At 71.9% G+C, this 16,725-nt stretch carries 12 protein-coding genes; 6 read left to right on the forward strand and 6 right to left on the reverse strand.

The window, feature by feature from the left end; genetic code table 11:
- Both hemG and hemE read right to left on the reverse strand, forming a co-directional pair.
- Nucleotides 1–596: protoporphyrinogen oxidase (gene hemG / locus JFB92_RS20365; protein WP_199043010.1), on the reverse strand; the 596-nt coding region annotated here is incomplete at its 3' end.
- Nucleotides 593–1,696 carry a uroporphyrinogen decarboxylase gene (gene hemE, locus JFB92_RS20370; RefSeq protein ID WP_199043011.1) on the reverse strand — a complete coding sequence of 368 codons (1,104 nt, stop codon included), beginning with the start codon at nt 1,694–1,696 and terminating at the stop codon, nt 593–595. The genes hemE and hemG, both read right to left, overlap by 4 nt.
- 136 nt (nt 1,697–1,832) lie before the next feature.
- Here hemE and JFB92_RS20375 point away from each other — a divergent pair, with 136 nt between their 5' ends.
- Nucleotides 1,833–3,044, forward strand: a complete 1,212-nt coding sequence (locus JFB92_RS20375; protein ID WP_307789232.1) for a ribonuclease D — start codon at nt 1,833–1,835, stop codon at nt 3,042–3,044.
- Nucleotides 3,045–3,050: 6 nt separating this feature from the next.
- Here JFB92_RS20375 and JFB92_RS20380 read toward each other — a convergent pair whose 3' ends face one another.
- A complete protein-coding gene (locus tag JFB92_RS20380; protein ID WP_199043012.1) occupies nt 3,051–3,974 on the reverse strand; it encodes a hypothetical protein in 924 nt (307 codons plus the stop codon).
- Between the two features lie 144 nt (nt 3,975–4,118).
- Here JFB92_RS20380 and JFB92_RS20385 point away from each other — a divergent pair, with 144 nt between their 5' ends.
- From JFB92_RS20385 to JFB92_RS20400, 4 genes are all read left to right on the forward strand, one after another.
- Nucleotides 4,119–5,309, forward strand: coding sequence for a thiolase family protein (locus tag JFB92_RS20385; protein WP_199043014.1), 1,191 nt, complete (start codon nt 4,119–4,121; stop codon nt 5,307–5,309).
- Entirely contained in the window at nt 5,309–7,393 is a 2,085-nt protein-coding gene (locus JFB92_RS20390; RefSeq protein ID WP_199043016.1) for a 3-hydroxyacyl-CoA dehydrogenase NAD-binding domain-containing protein, read from the forward strand. The genes JFB92_RS20385 and JFB92_RS20390 overlap by 1 nt, the downstream gene beginning before the upstream one ends.
- Nucleotides 7,394–7,642: 249 nt before the next feature.
- Nucleotides 7,643–8,398 carry a hypothetical protein gene (locus tag JFB92_RS20395; protein WP_199043018.1) on the forward strand — a complete coding sequence of 252 codons (756 nt, stop codon included), beginning with the start codon at nt 7,643–7,645 and terminating at the stop codon, nt 8,396–8,398.
- A 126-nt stretch (nt 8,399–8,524) separates the two neighbouring features.
- The gene (locus JFB92_RS20400; RefSeq protein ID WP_199043021.1) at nt 8,525–9,358 is read left to right on the forward strand and encodes a methyltransferase domain-containing protein; all 834 of its coding nucleotides are present in this window, start codon (nt 8,525–8,527) and stop codon (nt 9,356–9,358) included.
- 1 nt (nt 9,359) lies between these two features.
- Here JFB92_RS20400 and JFB92_RS20405 read toward each other — a convergent pair whose 3' ends face one another.
- The 3 genes from JFB92_RS20405 to JFB92_RS20415 all read right to left on the reverse strand — a co-directional run bounded on the left by JFB92_RS20405 (nt 9,360) and on the right by JFB92_RS20415 (nt 13,906).
- A complete protein-coding gene (locus tag JFB92_RS20405; protein WP_199043023.1) occupies nt 9,360–12,695 on the reverse strand; it encodes a caspase, EACC1-associated type in 3,336 nt (1,111 codons plus the stop codon).
- Nucleotides 12,692–13,081, reverse strand: a complete 390-nt coding sequence (locus tag JFB92_RS20410; RefSeq protein WP_199043025.1) for an effector-associated constant component EACC1 — start codon at nt 13,079–13,081, stop codon at nt 12,692–12,694. Before JFB92_RS20410 ends, JFB92_RS20405 begins: the two co-directional genes overlap by 4 nt.
- Nucleotides 13,082–13,240: 159 nt before the next feature.
- Nucleotides 13,241–13,906, reverse strand: coding sequence for an NADPH-dependent F420 reductase (locus JFB92_RS20415; protein ID WP_199043026.1), 666 nt, complete (start codon nt 13,904–13,906; stop codon nt 13,241–13,243).
- 198 nt (nt 13,907–14,104) lie between these two features.
- Here JFB92_RS20415 and JFB92_RS20420 point away from each other — a divergent pair, with 198 nt between their 5' ends.
- On the forward strand, nt 14,105–16,723 hold the full coding sequence (locus tag JFB92_RS20420; protein ID WP_199043028.1) for an SCO7613 C-terminal domain-containing membrane protein: 2,619 nt from the start codon (nt 14,105–14,107) through the stop codon (nt 16,721–16,723).
- Nucleotides 16,724–16,725: the final 2 nt, after the last annotated feature.

Below are 16,725 nucleotides of genomic sequence, written 5' to 3' on the forward strand. Positions count from 1 at the left end.
GGGCGCCGGGACTGGGCGACCGCGTCGGTCAGCCGCGAATGACGTTCGAGCGCCCCGGCGAGCTGCGGCATGACCGCGCGCACCGAGAGGCGGTCGACGTCTCCGGCGTAGACGCCCGAGAGCATCGGGGCGACCAGCCGGTCGAGCACCTCGGCGCCGAGGCGGCCCCGCACCAGCTCACCCACCGACATGTCGGACCCGGGAGAGAGGATCGGGGTGCCGTCGTCATCGGCCTCCTTGACCTCGGCGATGTCCGCGACGTCGGCCGGGTCGGCCGGAATGCCCATGAGGGTGCCGGTCGGGAAGTCGCGCAACCGCCCGTTCAGGCTCAGCGCGGGTTTGAGTCCGGCGGGGTGGACCAGGTCGTCGCCGAGGCCGACCTCTTCGGCCAGCGCGATCGCCTCGGGGCGGGCGGCCAGGAGGGATTCGGCGCCGGTCTCGACCGGGCGCCCGGCGAAGTCGACGGTGCGGATCTTGCCGCCCAGGCGGTTCGAGCCCTCGGCGACCATGATGTGGGCCTCGTCCCCGAGCCGGAGGCGGAGCCGGTGGGCCGCGGCCAGGCCGGTGATGCCGCCCCCGACCACCAGGACCTTCATCGCGAGGTCACCTCGTGTACGCGGTCGACGATGCGAGCGAGCTGGTCGGGGTCGGAATCCGGCAGCACGCCGTGGCCGAGGTTGAAGATGTGGGCCGGGGCGGCCCTTCCGGCTTCGATGACCCGGTCGACCTCGTCCAGGAGCGGCTCGGGGTCGGCCAGGACGGCGGCCGGGTCGAGGTTGCCCTGGAGGGTCTTGCCCGGGAGCATCGCGGCGGCCTGGTCCAGGGGGATGCGGAAGTCGACCCCGGAGACCTCGGCCCCGGTCTCGGCCATGGCCGGGAGCAGGTGGGCGGTGCCGACGCCGAAGTGGATGCGCGGCACCGATTCGGCCACGCCCATGAGCGCGGCCGTGGAGTGCGGGAGCGCGAAGCGGCGGTAGTCGGCCTCCGAGAGCGCCCCGGCCCAGGAGTCGAACAGCTGGACCGCGCTCGCGCCGGCCTCGACCTGGATTCGGAGGAACTCCCCGCAGATCGCCGCCAGGCGGGAGGCGATGGCGTGCCACAGGTCGGGGCGGGAGCGCATCAGCGCCTTGGTCTTGGCGTGGTCGCGGCTGGGCCCGCCCTCGATGAGGTAGGAGGCGAGGGTGAAGGGGGCGCCGGCGAAGCCGATGAGCGGGGTGTCGCCCAGTTCCTCGGTGAGCAGGCCGACCGCCTCGGTGATGTAGCCGACGTCGCACGGGTCGAGGTTGCGCAGTCGTTCGGCGTCGGCCTCGGTGCGGAAGGGTTCGGCGACGACCGGGCCGACGCCGGGGACGATCTCGATGTCGACGCCGATCGCCGCGAGCGGCACGACGATGTCGGAGAAGAAGATCGCCGCGTCGACCCCGTAGCGGCGCACCGGTTGCATGGTGATCTCGCAGACCAACTCCGGGGTGCGGCAGGCTTCCAGCATGGAGGTACCGGCGCGGGCCTCGCGGTACTCGGGGAGGCTGCGGCCGGCTTGGCGCATGAACCAGACCGGCACGTGACCAGACCGCTCTCCGTGGCAGGCCGCTAGGAACGGGGATCTTGATCGGATTGCCGCATCGGTTCGCACGCTCTCATCTTGACACGCCGAGCCCGGTCGCGAGCGCGGCGGCGCATGCGATGTGGCGCTCATCGTCTCCTGGATCGGGGGCCCGGTCACTCCCGCAGGCGTCCGCAGAACCATACGATAGCGCACGTTCGGGTGTATATCGGTCGCGCAGACGGCGAGGCAGTAGCGGCGGCAGGCTACCGGGTCGTACCTTGAACAGGTGAACGATCCCCAGCCCGAATCCGAATCCGAACTCCTGACCGAGCCGAGAGAAGGGATGACCCCGCTCGTCCAGACGTCGGCCGACCTCGCCCAGGCGGCCGAGCGGCTCGACGCCGGCTCCGGTCCCGTCGCCATCGACACCGAACGCGCCTCCGGCTTCCGCTACTCGGGGCGCGCCTACCTCATCCAGCTGCGCCGCGCCGGCGTCGGCACGATCCTGGTCGACCCGGTGCCGATCGAGGACCTCGAGCCGCTGCGGGCCGCGCTGAACGGCCCGGAGTGGATCCTGCACGCGGCCAGCCAGGACCTGCCGTGCCTGGACGAGTTGGACTTGCATCCGACGAAACTGTTCGACACCGAGCTGGCCGCGCGCCTGTGCGACTTCGAGAAGGTGGGCCTGGCCTCGATCACCGAGCAGCTGCTGGGATACCGCCTGGAGAAGCAGCACTCGGCGGCCGACTGGTCGCAGCGCCCCCTGCCGCACGAGTGGCTGGTCTACGCCGCCCTCGACGTCGAGCTGCTGCTGGAGCTGCGCGGCAAACTGGCCGCAGAGCTGGTCAAGCAGGGCAAGACCGAGTGGGCCGAGGCCGAGTTCGAGCACGTGCGCACCGCCGGGCCGCCCAAGCCGCGCAAGGAGCCGTGGCGGCGCACCAGCGGCATCCACAAGGTGCGCGGGTCCCGGGCGCTGGGCCGGGTGCGGGCGCTGTGGGAGGCCCGCGACGACCTGGCGCGCCGACTCGACAGGGCCCCGGGCAAGCTGCTGTCCGACGCGGCGATCGTGGAGGCGGCCACCAGCGACCCCACCGACTTCTCGGAGCTGATGAGCCTGCCGGGCTTCCGGCGGCGCGGCGGGAGGTCGAACGCGCGGCTCTGGCTGAGCGCGCTGGCCGAGGCGCGCCGCCTCTCCGGCGACGACCTGCCCTCGACCACGCCTCCACAGGACGGGCCGCCGGCGACGCACCGCTGGGCCGACCGCGACCCGGAGGCGGCCGAGCGGCTCTCCGCCGCCCGCGAGGTGGTGTCCGAGACGGCCGGGAAGCACCGGCTGCCGGCGGAGAACCTCATCGCCCCGGCGATCGTGCGCGGCCTGGCCTGGGCCCCGCCGAAGCGGGTCAACGAGCGGCACATCCGCTCGGTGCTGCTCGATGCCGGGGCCCGGCAGTGGCAGGTCGACCTGCTCGCCGCGGGACTGGCCGAGGCGCTGGGCTGAGGCCGCTCAGGCCGTGGCGCGCATCTGCAGGAGCAGGTCGACGACCTCGGCGTGAAGCTCGGCCGACCCCCACGAGCCGAAGGTGCAGACGGCGGCCGGAAGGTCGCCGCGCTCCACCTTGAGGAAGCCCCAGCCGGCGTCGATGTCGACGCTCTCGCCGAGGTTGTCGGTCGTCCAGCGGTGGTCGACCCCGACCATGTAGGCGGCACGGCCGTCGATGAGGTAGTGGTCGTAGGTCGGATCGCCCTGCTGCTCCATCTCGGCGACGTCCTCCTGCGCGTCGAGGTACTGGTTGATGTGCGCCTCGAACGCGCCCTCGTAGTCGGTGAAGTCGGTGTCGCCGCTCGCGCGCTGGTCGACGTCGGCGCAGGCGAAGAAGACGCTGGTGCCGCCGGTGCCGGTCTTCTCCCAGCCGCCCCGCTCGGAGTCGATCTCGAACTCCTCCCAGTCGCCGTCGACGGGAATCCACAGGTCCTCCTCCGCCGTGGCCGGGGAGTAGCCGCCGGTCCCGGCCTCGAACGGGTCGAGCCCGGCGGTCAGGTCCTCGGCGTCGGGGTGGGCGAGCTGGTTCTCCTCGGACTCCTCGTCCTCGGCGACTTCCGAGGACTCGTCGGCGCCCGTTCCGGGCGAAGCCTCGCCGTCGTCGTCGCCGCTGGTGAGCACGAAGTAGGTGCCGGCGCCGAGCGCGGCCAGGACCACCACGCCCACCAGGATTCCGGCGACGATCCCGCTCGCGCCGGACCGCCGGGGAGGCGGCAGCGGGGGCTGCCCATAGGGGCCGGGCTGCGGCGCGCCGTGGGGCTGCGGGCCGTACTGCGGTGGTCCGTACTGGGGTTGGCCGTACTGGGGCTGGCCGTAGGCGCCGGGGCCGCCGGGACCCGGTGGCGGGTACTGGGGCTGCTGCCCGTAGGGGTTCGGGGGGTAGCTCATGTCGCTCAGCGTATCGACTCGCATCCAAGTCCCGCGTCGCCGCTGGTCCCGAACGGTCGCGCGACACGCCGGGGAGGCCGTGACACCGATCCTACTTACGAGTAACATCGGTTGTGACGTCGCATACCCAAAGGAGGGCTCAGCGTGAACGACACCATCCGCGATGTCGTCTTCGTCGACGGGGTCAGAACCCCGTTCGGCAAGGCGGGCAAACTCTTCGAAGAGACCCGCGCAGACGACATGATCATCCGCTGCATCAGGTCGCTGCTGCGCCGCAACCCGGGGCTGCCGCCTGAGAAGGTCGACGAGGTGGCGCTGGCCGCCACCACCCAGATCGGCGACCAGGGTCTCACGCTGGGACGCTCGGCGGCACTGCTCGCGGGCCTGCCGCGGTCCGTGCCGGGCTTCTCGATCGACCGCATGTGCGCCGGCGCCATGACCTCGGTGACCACCGTGGCCTCGGCGATCGCCTCCCGCAACTACGACGTGGCCATCGCCGGCGGCGTCGAGTCGATGAGCAACCACCCGATGGGCGAGGGGGTCGACCCCAATCCGCGCATCGTCGCCGAGAAGCTGGTCGACACCGACGCGCTGGTCATGGGCAACACCGCAGAGAACCTCCACGACCTGTTCCCGGCCATCACCAAGGAGCGCGCCGACGCCTACGCGGTGGGCAGCCAGCGGCGCTACGCCGAGGCCGTCGCCAAGCTCCAGAACGACATGACGACCATGGCCGCGCGCTCCACCGAGGAGGGCTGGACGGTCGCGTCCGCCGACCAGCTGCCGCGCCCCCAGACGACCATGGAGGCCCTGGCGGACCTGCGCACGCCGTTCCGGCAGCACGGCAAGGTGAGCGCCGGAACCTCGGCGCCGCTGACCGACGGCGCCACCGCCTGCCTGGTCGCCGACCGCGAGACCGCCGAGGAGCTCGGGCTGCCGGTCGCGATGACGATGGTCGGCTTCGCCTTCGCCGGGGTCGACCCCGAGACCATGGGCGTCGGGCCGATCCCGGCCACCGAGAAGGCCCTGGCCCGCGCCGGGCTCACCATCGACGACATCGGGCTCATCGAGATCAACGAGGCCTTCGCCGTGCAGGTCCTGGCCTTCCTCGACCACTTCAAGGTCGCCGACGACGACCCGCGCGTCAACCCCTGGGGCGGGGCGATCGCCATGGGCCACCCGCTGGCCTCCTCGGGGGTGCGGCTGATGACGCAGCTGGCCCGCGAGTTCGCCGAGCACCCCGAGGTGCGCTACGGCATCACCACCATGTGCGTCGGCCTCGGACAGGGCGGCACGGTCATCTGGGAGAACCCGAACTTCGAGGGAGACAAGTAATGAGCGAGTTCCCCATACCGCTTCCCGAATTCGACGAAGAGGTCGTCACCGAGTCGAAGGTCCGGTTCCTGGAGGTACCGGGTCTGGACGGCAAGGCCGCGCTCATCACGCTCGACAACGGCTTCGACCACACCAAGCCGAACTCGTTCGGTCCCGGCGGGCTCAAGAGCCTGTGGGACGCGCTCGACGAGGTCGAGGCCGCCGAGGGCGTGGCGCTGATCGCGGTCACCGGCAAGCCGTTCATCTTCCTGGCCGGGGCCGACATCAAAATGATGCCCCTGCTGGAGACCCGCGAACAGGGCCTGGCGATGGCCCGGGCCGGGCACGTGCTCTACAAGCGGCTGAAGGACTCGGCGATCCCGACCTTCGCGTTCGTCAACGGCACCGCCCTGGGCGGCGGCATGGAGCTGGCGCTGCACTGCCACTACCGGACCGTCTCGACCAGCGCCGTCGGCCTGGGCCTGCCGGAGGTCTCGATCGGGCTCATCCCCGGTTGGGGCGGCTCGCAGATCCTGCCGAACCTCATCGGCCCCGAGAAGGCCGCGCAGGTCATCATCGGCAACCCGCTCAACCAGAACAAGATGCTGCGCGGGACCGACCTGGCGCCGCTGGGCATCGCCGACGCCGAGTTCGAGGCCGCCGACTTCCTCGAGGAGTCGCTGTCGTGGGCGGTGAAGGTCGTACGCGGCGAGATCGCCGTGGAGCGGCCCGAGATCGACCGCGAGTCCTGGCCGGCGGTCATGGCCGGGGTCCGCCAGATGGTCGACCGGAAGATCCACAACGCCTCCCCGGCGGCGATGAAGGCCCTCGACCTGCTGGAGCTGGCGCGGACCGCCTCGTTCGAGGAGGGGTCGCTGGCCGAGGACGAGGCCCTGGCCGACTGCGAGATGGCGCCGGAGTTCAAGACCAGCCTGTACGCCTTCGACCTGGTCCGCAGGCTCGGCAAGAAGCCCGCGGGCGCGCCGAGCTCGGGGCTGGCCAAGGAGATCGGGAAGGTCGGCGTGGTCGGCGCCGGACTCATGGCCGGGCAGATCGCGCTCATGTTCGCCCGCCGGCTCGAAGTGCCGGTGGTCATGACCGACCTCGACGCCGAGCGGGCCGAGCAGGGCCTGGCGCACGTGCGCGGCGAGATCGACAAGCTGGAGTCCAAGGGCCGGGTGTCCAAGCTCAAGGCCGCGAAGCTGCGCGCCCTGGTCTCGGCCAGCGCCGACAAGGACGTGTACTCCGACTGCGACCTGGTCATCGAGGCCGTGTTCGAGGAGCTGAAGGTCAAGCAGGCGGTGTTCGCCGAGGTCGAGCAGGTCGTCACCGACGAGTGCCTGCTGGTCACCAACACCTCCGGGCTGTCGATCACGGCGATGGCCTCGAAGCTGGCCAGGCCCGAGCGCCTGGTGGGCATGCACTTCTTCAACCCGGTGGCGGTCATGCCGCTGGTCGAGATCATCGCGACCGAGCAGACCGACACCGAGACCCTGGCGACGGCGTACACGGTGGCCAAGAAGCTGAAGAAGACGGCGGTGGGCTCGGCCGACCGCCCGGCGTTCATCGTCAATCGCCTCCTGGGCCGGATGCTGGCCGAGGTGACCGGCGCGGTCGACGAGGGCACGCCCGTCGAGGTCGCCGACGTGGCGCTCGACGAGATGGGGCTGCCGATGCGGCCGTTCGCGCTGCTGGAGCTGGTGGGCCTCCAGATCGCCTGGCATCTGTGCGCGCACCTGAACGAGGACCTGGGGCCGCGCTTCCCGATCTCGGAGAACCTGCGGCGCCTGGCCGAGGCCGACGTGCCGGTCTTCGACCCCGAGGCCAAGGGCGAGGGGAAGCTGACCGAGGCGGCGAAGGCCCTGGTCGAGCTCGGCGACAAGTCGTCGTCGGCCGAAGAGGTGAAGCACCGGGTGCTTTCGGGGCTGGCCGAGGAGGTCAAGCTGATGCTGGACGAGGGCGTGGTGCCCGGTCCGCAGCAGATCGACCTCGCGATGATCCTGGGAGCGGGCTTCCCGTTCTGGCTGGGCGGGCTGACGCCGTACCTGGACCGGGCGGGGATTTCAACCGAGGTGTCCGGATCGCCGTTCTCGGCCGTGGGTTAGTGCGCGCGATCACGTTATCTTTTGTTCGAGCCTGTGCTCATCCGAAGGGATGAGTACAGGCTCGGCCGCTGTCCGGGGAACGGCGGCCGATGGGAGCGATACCGGTGACGGCGCGGACCGGCGGCGCAATAGGGCCGCTACCGGGCGAAACGTGCAGGCGACCCAGGTCCGACCTTACCCCCGCCCTACCTGGGAATACTCTCAGGTAACCAGCTTTGACCTGCACTTTCTCGCTCTTACTGTTGCCCCGTGCAAATTCGCGAGTTCATCGAAGGCGCGACCGGCTCCCTCCGGAACGCCGCATCCAAGCTCAGAGCGAAGTGGGGCGAGCACCGCGGACGGCGGCTGGCCGTCATCGGCCTCGCCGCCGTGATCTTCACCGGCACGGGCGCCACCGCCGCCTGGGCGATCACCACCACCGACGACGAACCGCGGCAGCCGACCGAGGCCGCCGCCGAAGCCACCGAGAAATCGGAGGAGCAGGCCGTCGAGGACGTCGCCGCCGAGGAGCCCTCGGAAGAGACCTCCGAGGAGCCGACCGAGGAGGCCACCACCGAAGAGGCCGAGGAAACCGAGGAGCCCGAGGAGGACCCGGGCCCGGTCGTCCCCGACCCGGTCGACGGCCTCAGCTCCGAGCAGATGGAGACCGCCGCCATCGTCATCGAGACCGGCAAGGAGATGGGCTTCGACTCCAACGGCTGGGCCGTGGCCCTGGCCACCGGCATGCAGGAGTCGCAGCTGAAGAACATCGACTACGGCCACCACGACTCGGTCGGGGTCTTCCAGCAGCGCCCGTCGATGGGCTGGGGCACGGTCGAGGAACTCATGGACGTGTCCACCTCGGCTTCCAAGTTCTACGGCACCCTCGAGCAGATCTCGGGCTGGGAGAACATGTCCATCGCCCAGGCCGCCCAGGCGGTCCAGGTCTCGGCCTACCCCGACGCCTACGCGCAGTGGGAGAGCTTGGCCTGGAACATCATCGACGCCTACGAGGCGGCCAACTAGCTTCGCTCATTCCTCCCGATGGACGGGCCCCGCATCGCCTCTGCGGGGCCCGTTCCGCTGTCCGCCATGCGGTTCCCGCCACCGCCGGGGGTTGAGTTCGGCAGCCGTTGTCTCTAGTTTTGCGGTATGGGCGAAATCGAGAACGGCGAGAAGTGGCGCGAGTCGAACCTCGCGCGGTGGGACGAGCGGGTCCCCATCCACGCGGTCAGCGGGAACTACGACCTGGAGACCTTCAAGCGGGGCCAAGACGTCATTCCCCCGTTCGAGGCCGAGGAGGTCGGCGACGTCACCGGGATGAGCGTGGCCCACCTCCAGTGCCACATGGGACAGGACACGCTGTCGTGGGCGCTGCGCGGGGCCGCGCGGGTGGCGGGGCTGGACTTCTCCCCCGCCGCGATCGAGCAGGCCCGGTCCCTGGCCGACCAGCTCGGCTACGGCCCCGACCGGGCGGCGTTCGTGGTCGCCGACCTCTACGACGCGGCCACGGCGATGCCGGAGTCCGCCTATGACATGGTCTACGTCTCCTGCGGGGCGATCGACTGGCTGCCCGACATCCGGCGCTGGGCCGAGGTGGCGGCCTCGCTGGTCCGTCCCGGCGGATTCCTGTACGTCTCGGAGTTCCACCCGCTGCACTTCTCGCTGGACGACCCGACCGGCTCGCACGTGCTGCGCTCCTACTTCCGCGACGGACCGATCGTCCACGAGGATCCCGGCAGCTACGCCGACCCCGGGGCCCGGACCGTCAACAACACCTCCTACCAGTGGGTGCACCCGCTCGGGGACGTGGTCTCGGCCGTGGCCGCCGCCGGGCTGCGGCTGGAGTTCCTCCACGAGCACGACAAGTCGGTGTTCGCCCGCTTCGCCAACATGTCCCGCAGTTCCGACGGCTACTTCCGGTTCCCGCCCGAGGCCCCTGCCGTGCCACTGATGTACACGCTCAAGGCGGTCAAGCCCGGCTAGCTCACTCGCCGAGCTCGTCGCGGAGGCGGCGGCAGTCGGACGCGCGCGGTTCGGCCCCGGCCTGGAGGTAGAAGTCCTCGGCGGCCACCAGGAGGCGCGCCGCCGCCTCGAGGTCGCCTCTCGACCGCTCGACGAGTCCCAGGGCCCGATGGGACTCGGCGCGCCCCAGCAGGTTGCCGGTGCCGTCATAGGTCCGGTCGGCGTCGCGGAAGTACCGTTCGGCCGCCTCCAGGTCGCCGCGCAGCCGGGCCGTCTCGCCCAGGCTCCACCACGCGTTGGCCCAGCCGCGCGGGGTGCCCATCCGCAGATGCGCCGACTCGGCCTCGCGGTAGCGGCGCTCGGCGGCCTCCAGATCGCCCCGCGCCCGGGCGATGTCGCCCAGCCCCAGCCACGAGTCGGCCTGGCCGATCAGGTTCTCGAACGCCTGGTACGCCTCCAGAGCAGCGGTGTAGTTGTGCTCGGCGGCCTCCAGGTCGCCGCGCAGCCTGGCGGTGTGGCCGAGGCTCCACCAGGTGTCGGCCTGGCCGCGCAGGATGCCCAGGTCGGCGTAGACCGACTGGGCCGACCGGAAGTGGTGCTCGGCGCGCACGTAGTCCTCGTTCATCTGCGCGACCGTGCCCAGACCCCACCACGCGTCGGCCCGGCCCAGCCGGTCGCCCAGGTCGCCGTGGAGCAGCTCGGCCTTTCCGTAGTATTTGCCGGCCTGGGGATAGTCGTCCCACAGCCGGGCGTTGTCCCCCAGCGCCTGCCAGCACTGCGCCTGGCCGCGCCGGTCGTCGAGGGCCTCGTAGACCCACATGGACTCGCGGTAGTGGCGCTCGGCGTCCGCGAAAACGCACCGGTGGCGGGCCACATCGCCGAGGCCCTGCTGGGCGGCGGTCAGGCCCAGGCGGTCGTGGAGGTCCTCGTAGGCGGCCGCGGCGTCCTGGAACAGCCGAGCGGCGGTGTCGTACTGGTCGCGCAGCCACGCCACCCGGGCCAGGGCCCTCCAGGCGTCGGCCTGGCCGCGCCGGTTGCCCAGGGCGCGGTGAATCGACTCGGCCTCCTCGAAGCGCCGCGCCGCGGCGGCGGTGTTGCCGCGACCGAGCAGCCCGTGCCCGACGCCGATCAGGGCGTCGGCCTCGCCCATCGCGTCGCCCAGGTCGCGGAAGGCGCGCCGCGCGTCGCCGAAGCGGCGGGCCGCCTCCTCGAACTCGTCGGACTGGAGCTCGATCTCGCCGAGCCCCCGCCACGCCTCGGCCAGGTCGGCCAGCCGCTCGGACTCGGCGAGCCGGTCCAGCAGCAGCCGCGCCCGATTGGGGCGGGCGTCGAAGGCCAGCCACCAGGCCGCGTACTTCACCAGGTGGGCGGCGTTCTCCCAGCCCGACCGCAGCGCCGCGGTCGTGGCCGCCTCCAGCTCGTCGGCGCTCTCGTCGAGCCAGGCCCGAGCGGCCCCGGCGTCGGCGAAGCGGTGGACCGCCGGGGTCCGCCGCGTCGCCTCCGGCGCGGACTGCTCGATCTCGACGCCCGCGAACTGGAGCTTGGCTCCGCGCAGCCGCGCCAGCAGCCCCCGGAACAGCCGCCGCACCATCGCGTCGCCGAGGCCGGGCTGGATCGCGTCGGCCAGCTCGGCGGCGTACTCGCCGTAGCGGTCGTGGAAGGCGAACCGGTTCTGCCCCACCGGCTCCAGCAGGAAGTGCTCGGTGGCCAGCCGCCGCAGCACCAGCTCGGTCGTCTCGGCGGAGGCGCCGGTCATCGAGCTGATGGACGCGGGCGAGAAGTTGGGGCCGGGGTGCCTGCCCGCCGCCCACATCACCTTCTGCTCCTCGGCGTCGAACCGCCGCACCGAGGCCCTGAACGCCTCCTTGGCCCACGCCTCGGGGTGGTGGCTACTGGCTGCGGACGCGCCCGCGTCGAGCGCGGTGATGAACCGCTCGGGGTCCATGCCTCCGCGCAGGACGCTGCCGACCGTCGCCAGCGTCTGCGGCGAGCGCCCGAAGCGCTCCAGCAGGGCCGCGACCGCGCCTTCGTCGAAGTCGTGGTGGGACTTCGCCGAGAGCAGCGCCGCCGCCTCGGCGTCGTCCAGGCCCCTGACGATGAACGTGGCGGCGTTGCCGACCGGGTCGGTCAGGTCGATCCGGCTGGTCACCAGGACCACGCATCGCGCGCCCCGCGGCGGCATGCAGTGCTCGACCACCGCCCAGTCGGAGGCGTTGTCGAAGACCAGCACCGAGGACCGCTCGAGCATCCACTGGCGCCACTGGCTCAGCCGTCCCTGGTCGTCCCGGGGGTACACCTGGTGCCCGGCCATGTCGCGGACCAGGTGCTCGATGACCTCGCTCTCGTTCAGGGGCGGCAGTTTCGGATTCCAGCCCTGGAGGTCGATCAGGTACTGCGACTGTCCGAACTGGTCGGCCAGTTCGGCGGCCACCCGCCGGGCCAGCGCGGACTTGCCCATGCCGGGCGTGCCCTGGAGGCCGCACACCACCGGGACGCGCTCGACCGCGGCGCGCTCGGCGACATGGTCGAGGATGCGCCGCACCGTATCGTCGCGGCCGAACAGCGGCTCGGGTTCGTCGATGAGCTGGCGGGGACGCTCGGGGGCCGGACGCGAAGCCTCGGGACGCCACCGGCGGTTGCGGAACAGTGCGAGCGTCGAGTTCCCCGTGGTGAGCAGGTCGGGCCGGTGGAGGTCGTGGTTCCAGGAGGCGATCAGGCGCTCGTGGATCGCGGCGGGGCTGAGCAACTCGGGGCCGCTGTCGATGCCGGACTCGATCGCGTCGATCAGGGCCGAGGCGAAGTTGGTGTAGTCGGCGCCCTCGTCGATCCAGCCGCGCTCGGTGGCTCCGGCGGCCGTCCACAGCACGGACATGCGGTCGCCGGTGACCGATTCGGTGTTGTCGCGGAGACCGCCGGCCTTGGCCTGGCCGGAGTAGCAGCAGTCGAGGATGACCACCACGCGCTTGGCGCGGGTGGCGGCGGGGTCGACCATCTCCTTGAGGGCGCTGAAGCCGATCCACCGCTGTCGCGGGGAGACCCGGCTGCCGCTGGTGGACAGCAGCAGCTTCTGCTCGGCGGCGATGCGCAGCCCGTGGCCGCCGTAGTAGACCAGCAGCATGTCCTCGGCCTCGGCGGCGGCGTTCTCGACGGCCTCCTCGACGGCCTGCTTGGTGGCCCCGGTTCCGGTGACCGCGACGCATCGCTCATCGGGGAGGCCGAGCAGGCGCGGGTCGCGGCACAGTTCGGCGAGCCGTTCGGCGCCGGCGCCGACCTCCGGGTTCGAGGGGATGGTCGCGTCGGCGTGGTCGTGGACTCCGATGAAGACGGCGGCCGAGCGCGAGGGGTCGGGCAGGCTCATCGATCCTCTCGTTCGTCCCCGGAATCGGAGTCGGAGAGATGCTCGGCGAACTGCTGGATCATCCGCTCCTGGGCGTCTTTCGGGGCGTTCCGCACCGCCAGCGTGGTGCCGTCGGGGGCGGTGATGACCACTTCGGGCCGCGGCTCCTCCGGATGGGACATGCGCCGGTTGTCGATATAGGAGAGCACGGCGAAGTACAGCGCCCCGAGCGTGGCGGCCGACTCGACGCCCGCGAGCAGGGTGTCGACCAGGCCGAGGCTGCCGTCGTCGGCGCCCTGGGCGGCCAGGTCCAGCTCTCGGGTCTGGGAGTCCTCCAACAGCCAAGCGTGCAGATCGGACAGGTCGTTGCGGGCGGTGCCGTCCTGGTCGATGCGGAGTCTGACCACCGGGCGTCCTCTCGGGAAGAATACGAAGGGACCTCTATGGTGCCCTATCTCGGCAAGTGCGAGAACGCCAGTCCACCAGGAGTTTCAACGGTCGAGAATGATCTTGCGGACGGTCCCGGCGATGCCGCCGGGGCCGTCCGCGTTCCGATGTCCGGCGACTCAGCGGACGATCTTGAAGTTGAACTCCAGGTGCCCCAGGGAGCCGTACAGCCGCAGCCACAGCGGCAGGATCATCTCGGCGCCCCGGGCGGTCTCGATGCCGCCCAGGTCGATCACGTCGGTGTGCCCCATCTGCTCGAGCAGCCCCCGCACCGTCTGTTTGGCGTCGGCGTCGTCGCCGGAGACGAACACCGAGTGGTCGCCGTCGGCGAGACGCCGGGGGTCGGTCATGATCTCGGCGTTCATGGTGTTGAGGGACTTGACCACCCGGGCGTCGGGGAAGGCCCGCTGGATCCGCTCGCCGAGCGAGTCGGTGTTGACGATCGCCAGGGCCGGGGGCATGCCCTGGCTGAAGTCGAGCGGGTTGGAGACGTCGAGCAGGACCTTCCCGGCCAGGTTCGGCGCCCCGGCCTGTCCGAGGGCGTCGATCGAGATCGCCCCGGAGGTGGCGTTGAGGACCAGTTCGGCGCCCGCCGCCGCGTCCGCGAACGAGGCGAGTCCGACCGCGGGATTGGCTTCGGCCCATTCGGTGAAGGAGCCTTCGCCGGTGCGGGCGGCCGTGGTCTCGGGGTTCCGGGTGCCGACCGTCACTTCGTGGCCCAGCTCGGCCAGGCCCCCGGCCAGGGTCCGGCCCACCGCGCCGGTGCCCATTACTGCGATCTTCATGTTGTGGCCCTTCGAATTCGAGGGAATGAGGTTGATGTGATTCAACCAGACCGGCCTGAACGGCGGTGAATCGTTTAGAGGAAACCTCCAAGAATCCGGGCCTCGGGGACCGGAATGAGGGCCGAAAACTGTGGAAGCCCCACAAGGTTCGGGCATTTCGTCCCGTTTCGCCGTTGACAGCATGACCACACTGTCGGAGTGACCAACTTCAGTTGCCCGCGCTGCGGAGCCCGCAGCACCCCCGCGCAGTGCCCGAACTGCGGCCGGGGGCCCGAACCCCTCCTGGAGCGGCTCGACGAGCTCGACTCGGCCCTCCGGGTCCTGTCGAGCCGCGCCAACAGCCGCGCCGCGCTCGAGGCCGAGCGCGCCGAGGTCCTCGACGACCTCGGCCGCCTGGCCGCCTCGTTCCGCTCCCAGAACGAGCCGTCCGCGCCGCCGGCGACACCGCCGGCCGCGGCCCCGGTCGACGCCGACGCCCCGGACGCTCCGCCGGTGACCATGGTGCCGCCGCCCGGCACGCCTCCGGCGCCCGCCGCCCCGCCCGCAGCGGCGCCGCCGACCGGACCCGCACCGGCACCGGGGTACCGCCCCGCCCCGCCGCCCCAGGCCCCGGTCGGAGGCCCGTCCCAGTTCTCCCGCAACAGCACGCAGACACTGCTGCTGAGCCTCGGCGGCCTGCTGGTCGCGGCCGCGATCATCATCTTCACCGCCGTCGCCTGGCGGAACCTAGGCGACGGCGGCCGCCTGGCGGTCCTGGCCGCCTTCACGGCCATCATGCTGGTCATGCCGGTGGCGCTGCTGCGCTTCGGCCTCAAGGCGACCGCCGAGACCTTCGGCGCGCTGGCGGCGCTGGCGCTGTGGAGCTCGGCGCTGGCCGGTTACTACCAGTTCCGTCCCGAAGGCGAGGGCCTGACGCCCGAGGCCGTGGGCGTGTGGACGCTCCTGTCGCTGATCGCGCTCGCGGCCTACCGGGGTGCGGTCCCCGTCGGCGCGACGGGCTGGGCCATGCTGCCGCTGGCCGCGATCGGCTCGGCCTACTCCGCGTTCGGGGACACCGCGAACGCCGCGCTCCTCATGCTCGGCACCGCCGCGGTCCTGGCCGGGGCGGCCTGGCTGTCGACCCAGTCCCCGACCGCCTATCCGGGGTCGAACCTGTGGAGCGCCCGGCTGCTGGCGTGCGGATCGGTGGTACTGGCGGTCCTGGCGGGCATCCGGGTCGTGTCCACGCTGGAGCAGGCGCTGGCGACGGCCATCGCCGGCGAGGCGGCGCTGCTGGCCGCCGGGGGCCTGCTGGCCGCGATCGCCGTTCGGCGCTCCGGGGCGGCGGTGACGACACTGCTGGTCACCTGGGGCGTGGTCGGCGGTCTGGTGCTGGCCGCCTGGGTGCTGGCCTACCGCGCCGAAGAGGCCGCGCTCGTCATCCCGTCCCTGGCCCTCGTCGGCGCGGTCGCCACGGTGCTGGCGACGGAGCCGACCGGCGGCGACGGGTCCGCGGGCATGCAGGCCTCCTCCATCGCCGGGATCGCGGCGCTGGCCGCCATCCCGATCGTCCTGGCCGACGCCCCCGAGCTGTCCTCGCACCTGGCGGCCACCATCGTGGTCGGACTGACCGCGATGGCGGTCTCCGATCCGCTGGGCAAGGCGCTGCGCCGGGCTGCGTACATCGCCGGCGCCGCGGTCGGCGGCACCGCCGCGGCCATGTCGCTGTGGACGCTCGCGATGGTCTGGTGGGACGCCCCGACCCGGCCGCTGGACTGGGAGGTGCCGATCGTGCTGGCCGTGACCGCCGCCGGATCGATGCTGGTGCCGCGCGCCTGGCGGCTCGACGTGGTCGCCTTCGCCGCGATGTTCGCGGTCTTGGCCGCCGGCGGGCTGCTGCGCGGCGACAACGAGGCGGTCCCGGCCCTCGGGCTGGCGATCGCGGCCGTGATCGCCCTAGCGTCTGCGCTCGCCTCGAGAACGCTCGTCGGCCGGTGCCTGGCCTGGGCGCTGCTGCCGGTCTGGTTCCTGGGCTCGGCCACGGCGACGGCCGAGGTCCTGGACTGGAACGCCCTCGACACCGGCTTCGCGCTCTCGGTGGCCGCGGCGGTCATGCTCGTGATCGCCGCCGGGGTCCCCGGCCCCAGCCGCGCCGACCGGATCCTGGGCGAGGTCCTGGCCCACGTCCTGTTCGGAGTCGTGGTCGGCGTGATGACCGTGTCCGACTGGTTCTCCCAGCTCCTGTCCTCGGCCGACCAGACCCGGCTGCTGCCGGCGTCGATCGGCGTCTACACACTCGCCCTGGCCGGGGCCGGCCTCATCGCCGAGACCCGGCGGCTGGGCTACTCGATCGCGGCGCTGTGCACCGGCACGGTCGGGTGGTGGACGCTGCTCCAGACCTATTCGGTGTCGACGATCGAGTTCTACACGGTCCCGCCGGCGCTGTTGCTGCTCGCGGCCGGGCTCTGGCGGATGAGCAGGCGCCCCGAGACCGGATCGTGGGCGGCGCTGTCGGCCCCGATCGGGGTCGGGCTCGGCCCGAGCCTGCTGCTCGCGCTCGGCGAGCTGGGCGAACCGGTGCAGCGCATCGGCGTCGGCGCGGCCGCGCTGGCGCTGGTGGTCGCGGGCGCGACCCTGCGATGGAGGGCCCCGCTGGTGCTCGGGTCTGCGGTGCTGCTGGTCCTGACGGTCAACGAGATAGCGCTGCTGTGGCACCTGATCCCGAAGTGGGTGCCGCTGGCCGTCGGCGGCGGCGTCCTGATCTTCACCGGCGCGACCATTGAACAGCGCCGCCGAGACCTGAGGCGCCTGAGCGCCGGACTGAAATCTATGCGCTAGGA

It is taken from the genome of Glycomyces salinus, assembly GCF_016428645.1.
GTDB classification, from domain to species: domain Bacteria; phylum Actinomycetota; class Actinomycetes; order Mycobacteriales; family Micromonosporaceae; genus Glycomyces; species Glycomyces salinus.

Excerpts from the sequence above, each read along its gene's own strand:
- hemE (WP_199043011.1), bottom strand. The coding sequence starts at position 1,696 with ATGAGCGCCACATCGCATGCGCCGCCGCGCTCGCGACCGGGCTCGGCG.
- JFB92_RS20380 (WP_199043012.1), bottom strand. The coding sequence starts at position 3,974 with ATGAGCTACCCCCCGAACCCCTACGGGCAGCAGCCCCAGTACCCGCCA.
- JFB92_RS20390 (WP_199043016.1), top strand. The coding sequence starts at position 5,309 with ATGAGCGAGTTCCCCATACCGCTTCCCGAATTCGACGAAGAGGTCGTC.
- JFB92_RS20400 (WP_199043021.1), top strand. The coding sequence starts at position 8,525 with ATGGGCGAAATCGAGAACGGCGAGAAGTGGCGCGAGTCGAACCTCGCG.
- JFB92_RS20405 (WP_199043023.1), bottom strand. The coding sequence starts at position 12,695 with ATGAGCCTGCCCGACCCCTCGCGCTCGGCCGCCGTCTTCATCGGAGTC.
- JFB92_RS20415 (WP_199043026.1), bottom strand. The coding sequence starts at position 13,906 with ATGAAGATCGCAGTAATGGGCACCGGCGCGGTGGGCCGGACCCTGGCC.